This is a genomic window from Nonomuraea sp. LPB2021202275-12-8, from assembly GCF_037044575.1.
GTDB lineage: Bacteria > Actinomycetota > Actinomycetes > Streptosporangiales > Streptosporangiaceae > Nonomuraea.
In genome coordinates this window covers 41,559-56,603 of sequence record NZ_JBAHWD010000007.1, presented here as the reverse complement: position 1 = coordinate 56,603, position 15,045 = coordinate 41,559, and the positions used below count along the sequence as shown (strand labels likewise).

At 70.4% G+C, this 15,045-nt stretch carries 12 protein-coding genes; 2 read left to right on the top strand and 10 right to left on the bottom strand.

The features are described from left to right. Positions 1-122: 122 nt before the first annotated feature. The 3 genes from V5E28_RS15590 to V5E28_RS15580 form a co-directional block, all read right to left on the bottom strand. The gene (locus V5E28_RS15590; protein WP_336207595.1) at positions 123-1,163 is read right to left on the bottom strand and encodes a LacI family DNA-binding transcriptional regulator; all 1,041 of its coding nucleotides are present in this window, start codon (positions 1,161-1,163) and stop codon (positions 123-125) included. Positions 1,164-1,438: 275 nt separating this feature from the next. Then, positions 1,439-2,164 carry an AMIN-like domain-containing (lipo)protein gene (locus V5E28_RS15585; RefSeq protein ID WP_336207594.1) on the bottom strand — a complete coding sequence of 242 codons (726 nt, stop codon included), beginning with the start codon at positions 2,162-2,164 and terminating at the stop codon, positions 1,439-1,441. A 101-nt stretch (positions 2,165-2,265) separates the two neighbouring features. Continuing rightward, on the bottom strand, positions 2,266-3,780 hold the full coding sequence (locus V5E28_RS15580; RefSeq protein WP_336207593.1) for an MFS transporter: 1,515 nt from the start codon (positions 3,778-3,780) through the stop codon (positions 2,266-2,268). Positions 3,781-3,867: 87 nt separating this feature from the next. Between V5E28_RS15580 and V5E28_RS15575 the strand changes: the two genes are divergently transcribed. Then, positions 3,868-4,254, top strand: coding sequence for a MarR family winged helix-turn-helix transcriptional regulator (locus V5E28_RS15575; RefSeq protein WP_336207592.1), 387 nt, complete (start codon positions 3,868-3,870; stop codon positions 4,252-4,254). 3 nt (positions 4,255-4,257) lie between these two features. On the opposite strand, the gene V5E28_RS15570 is transcribed toward V5E28_RS15575, so the two are convergent. The 6 genes from V5E28_RS15570 to V5E28_RS15545 form a co-directional block, all read right to left on the bottom strand. Further along, positions 4,258-5,532 (bottom strand): thymidine phosphorylase, encoded by a 1,275-nt coding sequence (locus tag V5E28_RS15570; protein ID WP_336207591.1) that lies wholly within the window; start codon positions 5,530-5,532, stop codon positions 4,258-4,260. Beyond that, positions 5,532-5,927, bottom strand: coding sequence for a cytidine deaminase (locus V5E28_RS15565; protein ID WP_336207590.1), 396 nt, complete (start codon positions 5,925-5,927; stop codon positions 5,532-5,534). Before V5E28_RS15565 ends, V5E28_RS15570 begins: the two co-directional genes overlap by 1 nt. Beyond that, complete coding sequence (locus tag V5E28_RS15560; RefSeq protein ID WP_336207589.1) at positions 5,924-7,222, bottom strand: ABC transporter permease; 1,299 nt, start codon at positions 7,220-7,222, stop codon at positions 5,924-5,926. Before V5E28_RS15560 ends, V5E28_RS15565 begins: the two co-directional genes overlap by 4 nt. Beyond that, entirely contained in the window at positions 7,219-8,358 is a 1,140-nt protein-coding gene (locus V5E28_RS15555) for an ABC transporter permease (protein ID WP_336207588.1), read from the bottom strand. Before V5E28_RS15555 ends, V5E28_RS15560 begins: the two co-directional genes overlap by 4 nt. Continuing rightward, entirely contained in the window at positions 8,358-9,965 is a 1,608-nt protein-coding gene (locus tag V5E28_RS15550; protein WP_336207587.1) for an ABC transporter ATP-binding protein, read from the bottom strand. Before V5E28_RS15550 ends, V5E28_RS15555 begins: the two co-directional genes overlap by 1 nt. Positions 9,966-10,062: 97 nt before the next feature. Continuing rightward, positions 10,063-11,136, bottom strand: a complete 1,074-nt coding sequence (locus tag V5E28_RS15545; RefSeq protein WP_336207586.1) for a BMP family lipoprotein — start codon at positions 11,134-11,136, stop codon at positions 10,063-10,065. Between the two features lie 291 nt (positions 11,137-11,427). On the opposite strand from V5E28_RS15545, the gene V5E28_RS15540 reads away from it, so the two are divergent. After that, on the top strand, positions 11,428-13,308 hold the full coding sequence (locus V5E28_RS15540; RefSeq protein ID WP_336207585.1) for a Xaa-Pro dipeptidyl-peptidase: 1,881 nt from the start codon (positions 11,428-11,430) through the stop codon (positions 13,306-13,308). Positions 13,309-13,362: 54 nt separating this feature from the next. On the opposite strand, the gene V5E28_RS15535 is transcribed toward V5E28_RS15540, so the two are convergent. After that, a complete protein-coding gene (locus tag V5E28_RS15535) occupies positions 13,363-14,598 on the bottom strand; it encodes a M20 family metallopeptidase (RefSeq protein ID WP_336207584.1) in 1,236 nt (411 codons plus the stop codon). Positions 14,599-15,045: the final 447 nt, after the last annotated feature.

Here is a 15,045-nt window from a genome sequence, read left to right as displayed (position 1 = left end):
CCCGGCCTTACCGACTCGGTTCGGGACAACTTAGATCGATCTAAATTGGCAGGTCAACCTTATCGATAAAAACCGGTAGGTCAACCCTGAAATAGGGGGATCTCGCCCACTGGCGAGATCGCTCAGTGACAGCCGCAGGACGCGCGAGCGTGGAGCTCGGGCGGCGGAGGGGTCCGGCTGCCCTCGACAGGCATCCCCATCTCGGCCAGCAACACCCGGCCGCAGACCCGGCCCAGCTCGACCGGGTCGGTGGCGATGCTGCTGATCGACGGGTTCCACATCGCCGACTGGTGGAGGTCGTCGATGCCGAGCACCGCGCAGGGCGCCGCGTCGGGCGTGCCGAGCCGCAACGCCCTGGCCAGGCCGTAGGCCACGTTGTCGCTGTGACACAGCACCCCGTCGGGTGGCGGCCCGGCCGCGAGCAACTCGGCGGCACGGTGGTACGCGGCGTCCGCGGTCGCCTCCAGCGGTTCCGACCAGGTCGCATCCCAGTCGGCGCCGGCCTCGGTGACCGCCCGCCTGAAGGTCTCCATCCGGCCGACCCGCGGCGAGGCCAGCGGGTCGCCGCCGAAGTAGGCCACCCGGCGGCAGCCGTGCACGGCGATCAGGTGCTCGGCGCCGAGCCGGCCGATGGCCGCCTCGTCGGTGCCGACGAACGGCAGCTCCACGCCGTCGATGTGCCGCAGCAGCAGCACCGTCGGCGGGCCGCCGCGGCGGATGCCGGCGAAATGGTCCGCGGTCGAGGTGAGCGCGGGGATGGTGACCACGCCGGCCGCCCGGTGCCCGACCAGGGACCGGAGTATCTGTCGCTGCAGTTCCACCCGGTCGACGGTGTTGGCGATCATGACGAAGAAGCCGACCTCGCCGAGCACCTCCTGCACGCCCAGCGACACCTCGCCGACGAACGGGTTCATCACGTCCGGCATCACCAGCCCGACCAGGTCGTTGCGCTGGGTCCGCAGGTTCGCGGCGGCCTGGTTGTAGATGTACCCCAGCCGCTCGGCCTCGGCCAGGACAGCGCGCCGGGTCACCTCCGAGACCAGCGGGCTGTTCCGCATCACCAACGAGACGGTCGCCCGGGACAGACCGAGCGAGTTGGCCACGTCGATCATCCGAACCGGGCGAGCTTCAGGTCGGTCGCCCTGCTCCTGGCCTTCCCGCATGTCTCACCTCCCGCGCCCGCCCGTACCGCGCGCATGGGCGGGAAGCATCGCCGCCGGGCGGAACGACGTCCGATGATCATCACATGATCGGGCGGCCTCAGGATAGCCCCGACCCCGACCTGCGGGTCCACCCGGACGCCGGCGTTCAACCGTGAGGTCCCGGCCGAGCCGGGGACGTGACCGTCTCCCCTGCCGCGACCGGACGGCCGGAACGCGATGGAGATCGCCTGGTCGCCGCTGCCGCCGCGCTCCTGGATTCGCCTGTCACCAGCGCGTCAGTGCCGCACGTCGATGACCAGGCGGTCGGGACCGGTGTACTCCTGGACCTGGAAGTTCCTGGACCGGTCGGACGTCAGGGCGATGCCGACCCTGCCCTCGAAGTCGCCCGTCTTGACGATGCCGGTGATGGCGCTGAGCGACCCCGCGACCGAGGGCTCCTTCCAGGTGGAGGCCCCGTCGTCGGTGTGGGCGTTGGCCGGGGTGAGCATGATGTGCAGGGCACGGCCGCCCCGGAGGTCGACGGGCTTGCCGGATCCTTCCTCCTCCACCTTGCTCCGCCAGCGGACGGTGTAGCCGGGGACGGCGTCCTCGAAGTCGATGACCACCCGGTCGAACCCGTCGTGCCGGGCCGAGCGGACACCTGTCACCAGGGCCGGCTCCATGCCGTCGCGCTCGACCTCGACCTCGGCGGAGCTCGTCGCCGGAGGCGCCGACTCGGCGGGCGGCTCGGCCGGGGTGGACGTCGCCGGGGTACCGGGCTCGGCGTCGGTGGGCGCCGTCGTGGTGTCGGAAGAGGCCGTCGCGCTCTGGCCCGCCGTCCCGTCCGGCTTGGCCGTACCGCAGGAAAGCAGGGCCGCGCCGCAGACGGCGAGCACGGCGAGGCGGGTCAGCAGGCGCGGGCCCGTCGTGCGGGCGGGCCTCGGGTCGGCGTCCGGTGAGTGCCCGGGTCGCGGTCGCGGGTTCACGTTCGGCAGGCGCCCGGCTCGCGGTTGCGGGTTCATGTCTGCTCGATGCCCGTCCCGCGCGCCCGCGAAGCGCCCCGCCGCCAGATCGGCATGCGGGGGCCCCGCGCGCACGCGGGACCCCCTGGGATCAGGACCGGTCAGACGACCTCGTACGCCTTGGCGTCGCTCTCCCCGGTGGCCACGCCGCCGGGGCCGCCGGGGCCGCCGGGGCCGCCGGGGCCGCCGGGGCCGCCGGGGCCGCCGGGGCCGCCGGGGCCGCCGGGGCCGCCGGGGCCGCCGACGGCCACCGCCTTGCGGGCTCGCAGGCCGGTGGCCGAGATCACCAGGCCGACCAGGGCGAGCACCAGGGACACCACGATCGCCGCACGGAGCGAGCCGATCGAGATCTCGCCACCGGAGCCGGAGGTGAGGACCGCGGTGACCACGGCCAGCACGATGGCCCCGCCCACCTGGCCCGAGGTGTTGAGCAGCCCGGAGGCCAGGCCCTGCTCCTCGTCGTCGACGCCGTTGGTGGCCTGGATGTTCAGCGACGGGAAGGACAGCGCGAACGCGATGCCCAGCAGGAGCATGCCGGGGATCACCAGGCCGCCCAGGCTCGGCGTCTCGTCGATGCCGAGGAACATCGCGTACCCGCCGGCGAGCGAGGCCGCGCCGACGACGATCAGTTTGCCGGTGCCGAACCTGTCGGCGAAGTCGCCCATCTTGGTGGAGGTGAGGGCCACGAGCAGGCCCGCGGGCAGGAAGGCCAGCGCCGTGCCGAGGGCCGACCAGCCGAGCAGGTTCTGGAAGTACTGCATGGCCACGAACTGGAACGCCACGTAGGACCCCATGAGGATGAGCAGCCCGAGGTTGGCCCGCACCAGCGGGCCGGAGCGCAGGATGCCGAGCCGCACCAGCGGGTGCTTCATCCTGAGCTCGGTGACCACGAACAGCCCGAGCAGGGCGACGACCGCGACCAGCGAGCCGATCGTCTGGAGAGAGGCCCAGCCGACCTCGGGCGCCTGCACCACGGTGAAGACCAGCAGCAGCATCGAGGCGGTGATCAGCACGGCGCCGAGCAGGTCGTGGCCGCCCTCGGGGCGCTCCTCCGCACGGCGCGGCAGCACCTTGAGCGCCGCCACCAGCGCGATGACGGCGACCGGCACCGGCATCAGCAGCGTGTACCGCCAGCCGATCTCGGTCAGCAGTCCGGAGATGACCAGGCCGAGCGAGTACCCGCTGGCGCCGGAGGCGGTGAAGATGCTCAACGCCCTGTTGCGCAGCGGCCCCTCGGGAAACGTGGTGGTGATGATCGACAATGCGGCGGGCGCCGTGAAGGCCGCGCTGACGCCCTTGACGAACCGGGCGGCGATCAGCAGGGCGCCGTCGTCCACCAGGCCACCGAGCAACGACGCGACAGCGAAGACGGCAAGTGCGACCAGGAACACCCTGCGTCGCCCGAGCAGGTCGGCGGTCCTGCCCCCGAGCAGAAGAAGACCGCCGTAGCCGAGCACGTAACCGCTGACGACCCATTGCAACGTGGAGGTGGAGAGTCCGAGCTCATGCTGGATGGACGGCAGTGCCACACCGACCATCGACACGTCGAGCGCGTCAAGGAAGATCACTGCACAGAGCACGGCGAGCGCGCTCCAGCGAGATGAGTTGGAGGACATGGAGCAGAACAATACATGCAGTCGCATCTAATGCAAGCGCATTTAATGTTGTTGCATCAGTTTGAGGTACGTGGTAATCTCCGCCGCATGGACGAGGAGTACGTGGTCAGCACCTGGCACTACGTCCTGGGCAAGCACGCTGCGGCGATGTGCGCGCTGGAGCGGGCGCTGCACCAGCACGGCCTCGGACCCAGCGAGTTCGAGGTGCTCGACCGCATCGTCCACCACGACAGAAAGCTCCGCATCCAGGAGCTCTGCGACGAGGTCCACCTGAGCCAGAGCGCGCTCTCACGCGTGGTCGCCCGCCTGGAGAAGGCGGCGCTCGTCTCCCGCGGCGTCTGCGACTCCGACCGCCGCGGCGTGTTCGTCTGCATCACCGACGAGGGCCGCGCCCGCCACAGCGCCGCGCTCCCCACGCAGCGCGCCGTCCTGGCCGACGTCTTCGCCGACGCCCCCGCGCTGACCGGCTCGTGACCCTCAGGCCGTGATGCGGTCGATGACCAGGGGCAACTGGTCCTGACTGACCGGGCCGACCTCGTAGCCGCCCTCAAGGGCCTCCAGAGCGCGCCCGAACCTGGCCGTCTCGTCAGCGTGGAGCGTCAGCAGCGGCTGCCCCCGCCTGACCAGGTCCCCCGGCTTGGCGTGCAGCGTGATGCCCGCGCCGAACGAGACCGGGTCCTCCTTGCGAGCCCTGCCCGCCCCCAGCCGCCAGGCGGCCAGGCCCACGGCGTAGGCGTCGAGCCGGGCCAGGACGCCTGAAGCCGGAGCCTCGACGACCGTCGTCTCGGCCGCCCTGGGCAGGATCGCGTCCGGATCCCCGCCCTGCGCCGTGATCATGCGCCGCCAGGCGTCCATGGCCGAGCCGTCCCGCAGCGCCTCGGCCGGGTCCTTGCCGGAGATCCCGGCTGCCTCCAGCATCTCGGCGGCCAGCCGTACGGTCAGTTCCACCACGTCGGGCGGCCCGCCGCCCGCGAGGACCTCGACCGACTCCTCGACCTCCAGGGCGTTGCCCACGGCGCGGCCGAGCGGGCGGTCCATCGCGGTGAGCAGCGCCACGGTGCGCACGCCCGCGTCGGTGCCCAGCGCGACCATGGTCTCGGCCAGCTCGCGAGCGCGCTCGGGCGTCTTCATGAACGCGCCGGACCCCACCTTCACGTCGAGCACCAGCGAGCCGGTGCCCTCGGCGATCTTCTTGGACATGATCGACGAGGCGATGAGCGGGATCGACTCGACGGTGCCGGTGACGTCACGCAGCGCGTACAGCTTCTTGTCGGCGGGCGCCAGGCCGGAGCCGGCGGCGCAGACGACCGCGCCCGCCTCGCGCAGCACGCCGAGCATCTCGTCGTTGGACAGCGAGGCGCGCCAGCCGGGGATGGACTCCAGCTTGTCCAACGTGCCGCCGGTGTGGCCGAGGCCGCGGCCCGAAAGCTGGGGGACGTAGGCGCCGCAGGCGGCCACCAGCGGCGCGAGCGGCAGCGTGATCTTGTCGCCGACGCCGCCCGTGGAGTGCTTGTCGGCGGTGGGCCGGTCCAGCGCGGACCAGTCCATCCGCTCGCCTGAGCGGATCATCGCCTGCGTCCAGCCCGCGATCTCGCGCCGGTTCATGCCGTTCAGCAGGATCGCCATGGCCAGCGACGCCATCTGCTCGTCGGCGACCTCGCCGCGGGTGTAGGCGCCGATCACCCAGTCGATCTGGGCGGCCGTCAGCTCGCCACCGTCGCGCTTGGCGACGATGACCTCGATGGCGTCCATCACGTCATCCGCGACAGGTCGTCGGGGCCGAACGCGTAGGGCAGGATCTCGGCCATCGGCTTCGGCCCGTCAACGGTCTCGACCAGCAGGTCGGCGCCGCCGAACTCGAAGAGCAACTGCCGGCAGCGGCCGCACGGCATGAGCAGCTCCCCGTGGCCGTCGACGCAGCTGAAGGCCACCAGCCTGCCGCCGCCCGAGGACTGCAGGGCGGAGACCAGACCGCACTCGGCGCACAGGCCCAGCCCGTAGGAAGCGTTCTCGACGTTGCAGCCGGTGACGATCCGGCCGTCGTCCACCACGGCGGCCGCGCCGACCGGGAACTTGGAGTAGGGAGCGTAGGCGTGCCGCATGGCCTCGGCCGCCTCGGCGCGAAGCGCGTCCCAGTCGATGTTCAATGCTGTTCCCCCCGGCGATAGCGCACGCCGTCGGCCTTGGGCATCCGCAGGCGCTGCGAAGCCACCAGGAGCACGAGCAGTGTGAGCACGTGCGGCGTGATGAAGACGAACTCGTTCGGCAGCCTATCGACCGTCATCCAGAGCCAGATGAGCACGACCGCGCCGGCGGCCGCGGCCGCCATGAGCGTGTACTCCCTGGCGGTCCTGGCGGCCAGAGCGGCGGGCCGGTCGGACGACAGCATCCCGCGCACCTTGAGACCGAGGTAGATCACCAGCAGCACTCCGCCGAACAGCAGGAACGAGGTGACCGCCCCGGCACTGCGCAGTTGCAGGCCGTCGGCGTAGCCGAACAGCGCGGCGCCCCCCGCCAGCCCGCCCGGCCGCCAGTTGCCGAAGATCATGGCGGCCAGGCCGATGAACCCGCGCCCGCCCGTCTGCCCCTCGACGTACTTGGTGGTGACGAAGACCAGGAACACGCCGCCCAGCCCGGCGAAGGCGCCGGAGATGACGACCGCGACGTACTTGATCAGGTAGACGTTCACGCCCAGCGACTCGGCCGCCCACGGGTTCTCGCCCGCCGAGCGCAGCCGCAGCCCGAAGGCGGTGCGCCAGAGCACGAAGAACGTCAGCGGCAGCATCAGGACGGCCAGGATCACCAGCACGTTCACGTTGTGCGTGACGCCGCGCAGGATGCCGGCCAGGTCGGACAGCAGGAACCAGTGCGTGCTCTCCAGGCTGCCGAGCCAGTCGGGACCCGAGGAGAACAGCGGCAGGCTGACCTGCGGCGGCTGCGACGACAGGGCCGGTGAGGTGGTGATGCCGGCGCCCGCCTCGCCCGCCGCGGTGCCCTCCTTGTAGAGGACCTCCGACAGGAAGCGGGTGACGCCGGGGCCGAGCAGGTTGATCGCGACGCCGCTGATGATGTGGTCGACGCCGAACGTCACGGTCGCGATGGCGTGGATCAGGCCGCCCAGCGCGCCGGCGATCAGCCCCGCCACGAGCGCCGCGGTGGCGCCCCACTGGTATCCGGCCCACCCGGCGAACCAGGTGCCGAGCACCATCATGCCTTCGAGGCCGATGTTGACCACGCCGGCGCGCTCGGCCCACAGGCCGCCGAGCCCGGCCAGGCCGATCGGCACCGACAGCAGCAGCGCCGCGGAGAACGTGCCGGACGAGGTGATGTCGTCCTGCCCGGACACGATCCGGACCAGCGACATGAGCAGGATCAGCACCGCGACGCCGATGAGCGCCAGATGGTAGTTGCGGGTCCGCTTCGATCCCACGACGGTCGTCATGCTGCCACCTCAACGGGAGTGTTCCTGCCGAGCTGCTGAGCCGCCCGCCGTTCCTCGCGCCGCAGCGCGATCCTGCTCGTGATCTCGTTGGCGATGACCACCAGCAGGACGATCGTGCCCTGCATGATCATGATCACCGAGGGGGGCACGTTGGCGAACTGCAGCGGCCCCTGCGCGCGGTCGAGGAAGCCGAACAGCAGCGCGGCCACCGCGATGCCCACCGGCTTGTTGCGGCCGAGCAGCGCGACGGCGATGCCCAGGAAGCCCAGCCCGGGGGTGAAGTTGGAGCCGAAGGAGTGCTTGTCGCCGAGGATCTCGGGCAGCCCGATCAGCCCGGCGATGGCGCCGGAGAGCACCATCGCGGAGATGATCATCTTCTTCGGGTTGACGCCGGAGGCGAGCGCGGCCGACGGGTTCAGGCCGCTGGCCTTGACCTCGAAGCCGAACCTGGTCCGCTCGAGCAGGACCCAGAGCCCCACGCCGAGCAGGATCGCCACGGTCAGGAAGCCCCACAGCCCGCCACCGCGCGGGGCCGGCAGGCCCAACACCTCGAAGATCCAGTTGAGGTCGGGGAACCAGGCGGACTCCGGCATCACCGGCGTGCTGGTGGTGAGCTGCCCCTCGGCCCGCTGGCCGGTGAAGGGGCCGCGGACGAGGAAGGCCGCCAGGTTGATCGCGATGTAGTTCAGCATGATCGTGGAGATGACCTCGTTCACCCCCCTGGTCACCTTCATGACGGCCGGGATCAGCGCGTAGAAGCCGCCCACGGCCGCCGCCACCACGATGATCACCGCGATCTGGATCGGGGCGGGCGCGGTGAACGTCGAGCCGACGTAGGCGGCGCAGATGGCCGCGATCCGGTACTGGCCCTCCACGCCGATGTTGAAGAGGTTCATCCGGAAGCCGACGGCCACCGCGAGGCCCGCGATGAACAGCGGCACCGCGCGGTTGAGCATCGTGGCGATGCCGTTGACCACCGAGCGCTCGGTCTCGCCGAAGTCGAAGAACGCGGCGAACGCGGCCTCAGGGCTGGCCCCCGCCGCGATGATCGCCACGCTGGAGATGACGATGGCCACCACGATGGCGGCGACGGCGCCTGCGACGGTCAGCAGCGCCCGAAAGAGCCCGGCGGGCATCACGTCTCCTCAGTGCCGGTGATGGCACCGGTCATGTATCCGCCCAGCCGCTCGGGCGTGACGTCGGAAGGGTCGAGCCGGGCGACGAGCCGCCCTCGGTAGATGACGTGCAGCGTGTCGGACAGGCCGATCAGCTCGTCGAGGTCCGCCGAGATCAGGAGTACGGCCAGCCCGGCCGCTCTGGCGTCGCGCAGGTGGTCCCAGATGGCCGCCTGCGCGCCCACGTCGACGCCCCTGGTGGGGTGGGCGGCGATGAGGAACTTCGGCTCGCCGCTCATCTCGCGGCCGACGATCAGCTTCTGCTGGTTGCCGCCCGACAGGGCCAGGGCCAGGGTGTCGACGCCCGGGGTGCGTACGTCGTAGTCCTGGACGATGCGCTGGGTGTCGGCCTTGGCGGCGCGCCTGTTGACCCAGATGCCCCTGCGGGCGGGCGGCCTGGTCTGGTGGCCGAGCACCCGGTTCTCCCAGAGCGAGGCCTCCAGCAGCAGGCCCTGGCGGTGGCGGTCCTCGGGGATGTAGCCGATGCCCGCCTCGCGACGCCGCAGCGTGCTCCACGAGGCGATGTCGGCGCCGCCGAGCGAGATGTCGCCGTGGGCGAGGCGCATGCCCATGATCGCCTCGATCAGCTCGGACTGCCCGTTGCCCTCGACCCCGGCGATGCCGAGGATCTCGCCCTGGTGGATCTCGAACGACACGCCGTCCAGGAGCAGGCGCCGGCCCTCCGCACGGAGGCTGTCGACGTAGAGCTCGACCGAGGCGCCCTTCGGCACCGGCCGGTAGCCCTCGGCCTCCATCGTGAGGGCGGACACCTGGAGCATCACGGCGTCGGTCACCGTGGACTCGCGGGTCTCCGGAGTGGGCAGCTCGCTGCCGACCATGAGCTCGGCGAGCCGGCGGGCGGTGACATCGCCGGGATCGACGCTGGCGACCGTGGTGCCGCGCCGGATCACGGTGATCGCGTCGGCGATGTCGAGCACCTCGTCGAGCTTGTGGGAGATGAAGATGACGGTGAGGCCGCCGGCCTTGAGCTCGCGCAGGTTGTCGAAGAGCTCGTCGACCTCCTGCGGCACGAGGACGGCGGTCGGCTCGTCGAGGATCAGGATGCGCGCGCCGCGGTAGAGGACCTTGAGGATCTCCACGCGCTGGCGGTCCCCGACTCCGAGGTCCTCCACCAGCCGGTCGGGGTCGACCCGCAGCCCGTGCCGCTCGGCGAGCTCGTTGACGCGGGCGCGGGCCCCGCCCACGTCCAGGGTGAGACCCTTCCTCGGCTCGGCGCCGAGGACGATGTTCTCCAGCACCGTGAAGTTGTCGGCCAGCATGAAGTGCTGGTGGACCATGCCGATGCCGGTGGCGATGGCGTCGCTCGGCGTCCTGAAGCTGACTTCCGCGCCGTTCACCCTGATGGTGCCCTCGTCCGGCTTCTGCATGCCGTAGAGGATCTTCATCAGCGTCGACTTGCCGGCGCCGTTCTCCCCTACGATCGCATGCACCGTGCCGGGTTCGACGGTGATGCGGATGTCGTGGTTGGCCACGACACCGGGGAAACGCTTGGTGATGCCCTCCAGTTGTACGGCGGGTTGCACCGCGGCGACGGTGTCGGCGTTCATCGGCCGCTCATTCGATCTCTCCTAGAGCCTGGCAGATAGGCCGAAGGCCCGGGTCTCGGTGACGCCGGGCCCTCGGTCGATGTTCGGAACTCGCAGGTTACGGCTTGGCCGGAACGGTGATCGTGCCGTCGACGATGCCCTTCTTGGCCTCGTCGAGCTTGTCCTTGATGTCGTCGATCTCGCCACCGGTGGTGGCCAGGCCCACGCCGTCGACCTTGAGGTCGTATGTGATGTTGCTGCCGCCCTTGGCGCCGCCCTGGAAGGCCTTGATGAACTCGAAGACGCCGACGTCCACGCGCTTGAGCATCGAGGTCAGGATGACCGACTGCAGGTCGGTCTCCTTGATGGTCTGGCGCTGGTCGGAGTCGACGCCGATGGCCTTCTTCTTGGCCGCGGCCGCCGCCTGGAACACACCGAGGCCGGAGTCGCCGGAGGCGTGGTAGACGATCTCCGCGCCGTCCTGGTACATCTTCTCGGCCGCGACCTTGCCCTTCTCGGGGGCCTTGAAGCCGCTGAAGTCACCGTCGGGGGTGAGGTACTTCACGTCGATCTTGGCGTCGGCCTTGACCGACTTGACGCCGGCCGCGAACCCGGCCTCGAACTTCTTGATCAGGTCGTTCTCGACGCCGCCGACGAAGCCGACGTGGCCGCTCTTGGCCTTGGTCGCCGCGGCGACGCCCGCCAGGTAGGAGCCCTGCTCCTCGGCGAACAGCAGGCCGGTGACGTTGGGGGCGTTGGAGGCCGAGTCGACGACCGCGAACTGGATCTCGGGGTACTCCTCGGCCGTCTTCTTGATGTCCTCGCCGTAGGCGAAGCCGACGCCGATGATCGGGTTGTAGCCCGCGTCGGCCAGCTGGCGCAGCAGCTCACCGCGGTTGGAGCCGTCGGAGGCGGGGCTCAGCTCCTTGATCTCGGCGCCGAGCTCGGTCTTGGCCTTCTCCAGGCCGGCGTAGGCGGCGTCGTTGAACGACTTGTCGCCACGACCGCCGATGTCGAACGCGAGGCCGACCTTGAGCGCGGCCGCCGCCGGCGCGCTGCTGGCGTCGCTGGTGGGCTGAGCGCTCGCCGTCGTCTCCGCCCCTGTGCTGCCACCGCCGCAGGCCGCGACTGCCATGAGCATGGCACCGGCTACCGTGCCGGTCGCCAACCTGCCGAATCGCTTGCTGAGCAAGGCGACTCCCTTCCATTTCCCCGCCGTCAAACTTCATCGCGGGCGCGAAGAAATGTACGGCAACCCTGCACGGAAGATAGTTGGTTGACCAGGGCATACCAAACCGCCGCACAGGGTCGCAACCGCTCCGTTATCGACATCAAGCGCGTCCGTGACCTGACGTGCGCTCGAACATCCCCTGGCCAGGGGCGGAAAGCTTTGCCGGTTTTTGGGTCTCGCCAGGCCCATGCCCACCGATCGATCATGGCAGAGATTCCCACCAACGGTGGAAAAATCGTCTGGAGTCCCGTCATGCACCCCTGGAAGGCAATCGCCGTGCCCATCGCGGCGGTCATGGTACTGGCCATGACCACCGTGCCGGCCACAGCGGACACCCCCGCCATCAAGATCGAGAACAACGCCACCCAACCGGTCTTCTCCCGCGCCGACGCCATCACGCAGACCGTCTTCGTCGAGGTCGCGGGCACCGACAGCGACGGCGACGGCCGGCCCGACCGCGTCGCCGTCGACATCCTGCGCCCCAAGGAGACCGACCAGGGCCTCAAGGTCCCGGTGATCATGGAGTCCAGCCCGTACTACGCCGGCGGCAACGACGTGTCAAACCACGTGGTGGACGTCGACGAGCACGGCAATCCGCTGCCCAGCACGCTCCGGGCGGCGAACAAGCTCGCCGCCGAGCCGTTCGACGGCTACTACGACAACTACTTCGTGCCCCGCGGCTACGCCATCGCCCTGGTGGAGAACGTCGGCAGCGGCCGTGCCACCGGGTGCCCCACCACCGGCGACCGCAACGAGACGGCCGGCCCCAAGGCCGCGATCGACTGGCTGAACGGCCGCGCCAGAGGCTTCGACGCCGAGGGCGCCCCGGTCGAGGCGACGTGGTCGACCGGCAATGTCGGCATGATCGGCGTCTCCTACAACGGCACGCTGCCCAACGCGGTCGCCTCCACCGGCGTCAAGGGCCTGGAGACGATCGTGCCGATCGCCGCGATCTCCTCCTGGTACGACTACTACCGGGCCAACGGCGGCGTGCTCGCGCCCGGCGGGTTCCAGGGCGAGGACGCCGACGTGCTGGCCAAGTACGTGCTCACCCGGGAGAACGGCCAGGAAGTGTGCGGTCCGGTGATGGACCGGCTGACGGCCACCCAGGACCGGATCACCGGCGACTACACCCCGTTCTGGGACGCCCGCAACTATCTCAACGACGTGCGCAAGGTGAAGGCCAGCGTCTTCCTGGTGCACGGGCTCAACGACTGGAACGTCAAGACCAAGCAGGCGGCCCAGTGGTGGTACGCCCTGGCGGAGCGCGGCGTGCCGCGCAAGATCTGGCTGCACCAGGGCACCCACATGAACCCCTTCAACCTGCGCACCGCCGAATGGCTGCGCCAGCTCCACGGCTGGTTCGACCACTGGCTGTACGGGATCGACAGCGGCATCATGCGCGAGCCGCAGGCCGACGTGGAGATCGCCGCAGGCCAGTGGGGCCGGCACGCGTCGTGGCCGCTGCCAGGCGCCGCGCCGGTGCGCCTGTGGCTGGGCTCGGGCGGCAAGCTGGGCCTCCTGCCCCGCCCGCTGTCCGCCCGCGAGTCCTTCGTCGACCAGAAGACCCGCACGGCCGAGCAGCTCGTGGAGGCCGCGCCCGCGCCGGATCCCAACCGCCTGGCGTACCTCACGAGCACGCTGCCCACGGACGTGCGCATCTCGGGCACGCCCACGGTGTCGGTGCGGGCCTCACTGAAGGACGGCGCCTCTCCGTACCTGACGGCCCTGCTCGTGGACTACGGCACGGACACGCGGCCCAACGGCACCCTGGTGCCGACCGGTGAGACCCTCTGCTACGGCCAGGGCATCCCGGGTGACACCGGCTGCACGGCCCTGCGCCGGCTCGGCACGGCTGTGACCCCGTACAAGATCGTCACCAGGGGCTGGCTGGACGCCCGCAACCGCCATCGGGCCGACCGGACCGAGCCGCTCAGGCCGGGCAAGGAGTACGGCTTCACCTGGGACTTCCAGCCGCAGGACTACGTGTTCAAGAAGGGACACAGGATCGGCGTCGTGATCATCTCGACGGACTACGACTACACCCTGCGTTACCCGGCGGGCACCAAGGTCACGGTGTCGCCCGGGCACTCCTCGCTCAAGCTGCCGATCGTCTTCGGCCGGCTGTCCTGAAACGCGGCGGCGGCGAAGGCCAGCCGGTCCTTCGCCGCCGTGCGCGCGTGAGGTTCAGGCGAGCGCCGAGGTGATCTCGTCGGCCGCAGGCATGTGGCTGTCCTCGAAGAGGGCGGTCAGCGCGGTGGTGGCCATGAGGCGGACGCCCATGGCGATGGCCCGCTCGTCCACGTCGAAGGTGCCCTGGTGGATGTCGTAGGTGACGCCCGACTCCGGTGAGCGGGTGCCGAGCCGGGCGAACGCGCCGGGGATCGACTCCAGGTACCAGGCGAAGTCCTCGCCGCCGAGCGACTGTTGCGTCGCCACCACGGCGCCGGCGCCCAGGGCGCGCTCCGCGGCCTCGGCCAGCATCTCCACGCTGACCTCGTCGTTGACCACGGGCGGCACGCCGCGGGTGTATTCCATCGTGGCCTCGATGCCGTAGGCGCCGGCGACGGCCTCCAGCAGGGACTTGATCAGGTCCGGGGCGGCGTGCCAGGCGTCCTCGTCGAGGCAGCGCACCGTGCCTTCGGCCACGCCGCCGTCAGGGATGGCGTTGGCGGCCGAGCCCGCCTCGACCTTGCCCCAGACGAGGCTGAGCGAGGAGCGCGGGTCGACGCGGCGCGACAGCGCGGCGGGCAGTTCGGTGAGGATCTTGGCGAGGGCGAAGACCAGGTCGGCCGTGAGGTGCGGCCTGGCGGTGTGACCGCCGGGTCCGGACACCCTGATCACGAGCTTGTCGCAGGCGGAGGTGATGGGCCCGGCCTTGAGCCCGACCTGCCCGACGTCGACGCGAGGGTCGCAGTGGAGGCCGAAGATGCGCTCCACGCCGCTGATGCCGCCCTGGGCCATGACCTCGAGCGCGCCGCCGGGGAGCTCCTCGGCGGGCTGGAAGATCAGGCGCACGCGGCCCGGCAGCAGCCCGGCCGCGGCCTGCTGGGCGAGGAAGAGCGAGGTGCCGAGCAGCACCGTGGTGTGGACGTCGTGCCCGCACGCGTGGCAGGCGCCGGTGACGGCCGAGCGGTAGGGCAGCTCCTTCTCGTCCTGGAGCGGCAGCGCGTCGATGTCGGCGCGCAACGCCACAGTGGGACCGTCGCCGCTGCCCACGTCGCAGATGAGGCCGGTGCCGCGCGGCAGCACCGAGGGGACCAGACCGGCGGCCAGCAGCCGCTCGGCGATCCGCTGAGTCGTGCGATATTCGGCGAAGGCCAGCTCAGGATGCATGTGCAGGTCGCGACGGAACGCCACCAGATCCTGCTCCGTCTCCGCCAGGAACGCGTCGAGTTCCCCCCGAAGCTCACGTCCCTGCATCTGTCACCATCCCGTCCCATGCCATGCGATCTCCCATGCCCGGATCGCACCGCTCATAGCGCCGTATCTCGTCATTCGTCCCACGGAGGCTGTTCGGATCGGAGCAGTCGTCCGCGAATCAGTTGCCACACCCACTGGTTTCGGTGCCAGAGATCGTCAGCACGGGGTCGCGGCTCTGTGTCGTCTGATGATCGACAACCGCCGCAGCCCGGAAACACAGCGGTCGGCCGTGGAACCTGGCGATGCTTCGACTTTATCGCTCTCGTGAGACTTCGCGCCGACAACTACACCAAAAGTTAGCCGACTGCGTGCCCGTAACCGCCGGTCGTCACGCTCCGTGACCGAAAACGTGACCCGAAAATAGTCACAAGGGATCATTAAATGGTGACCCGTGGTCGCCGTTCCCAAACGTGGTCAGCGATTCCGAATCGTGTCACCTTCTGTCAT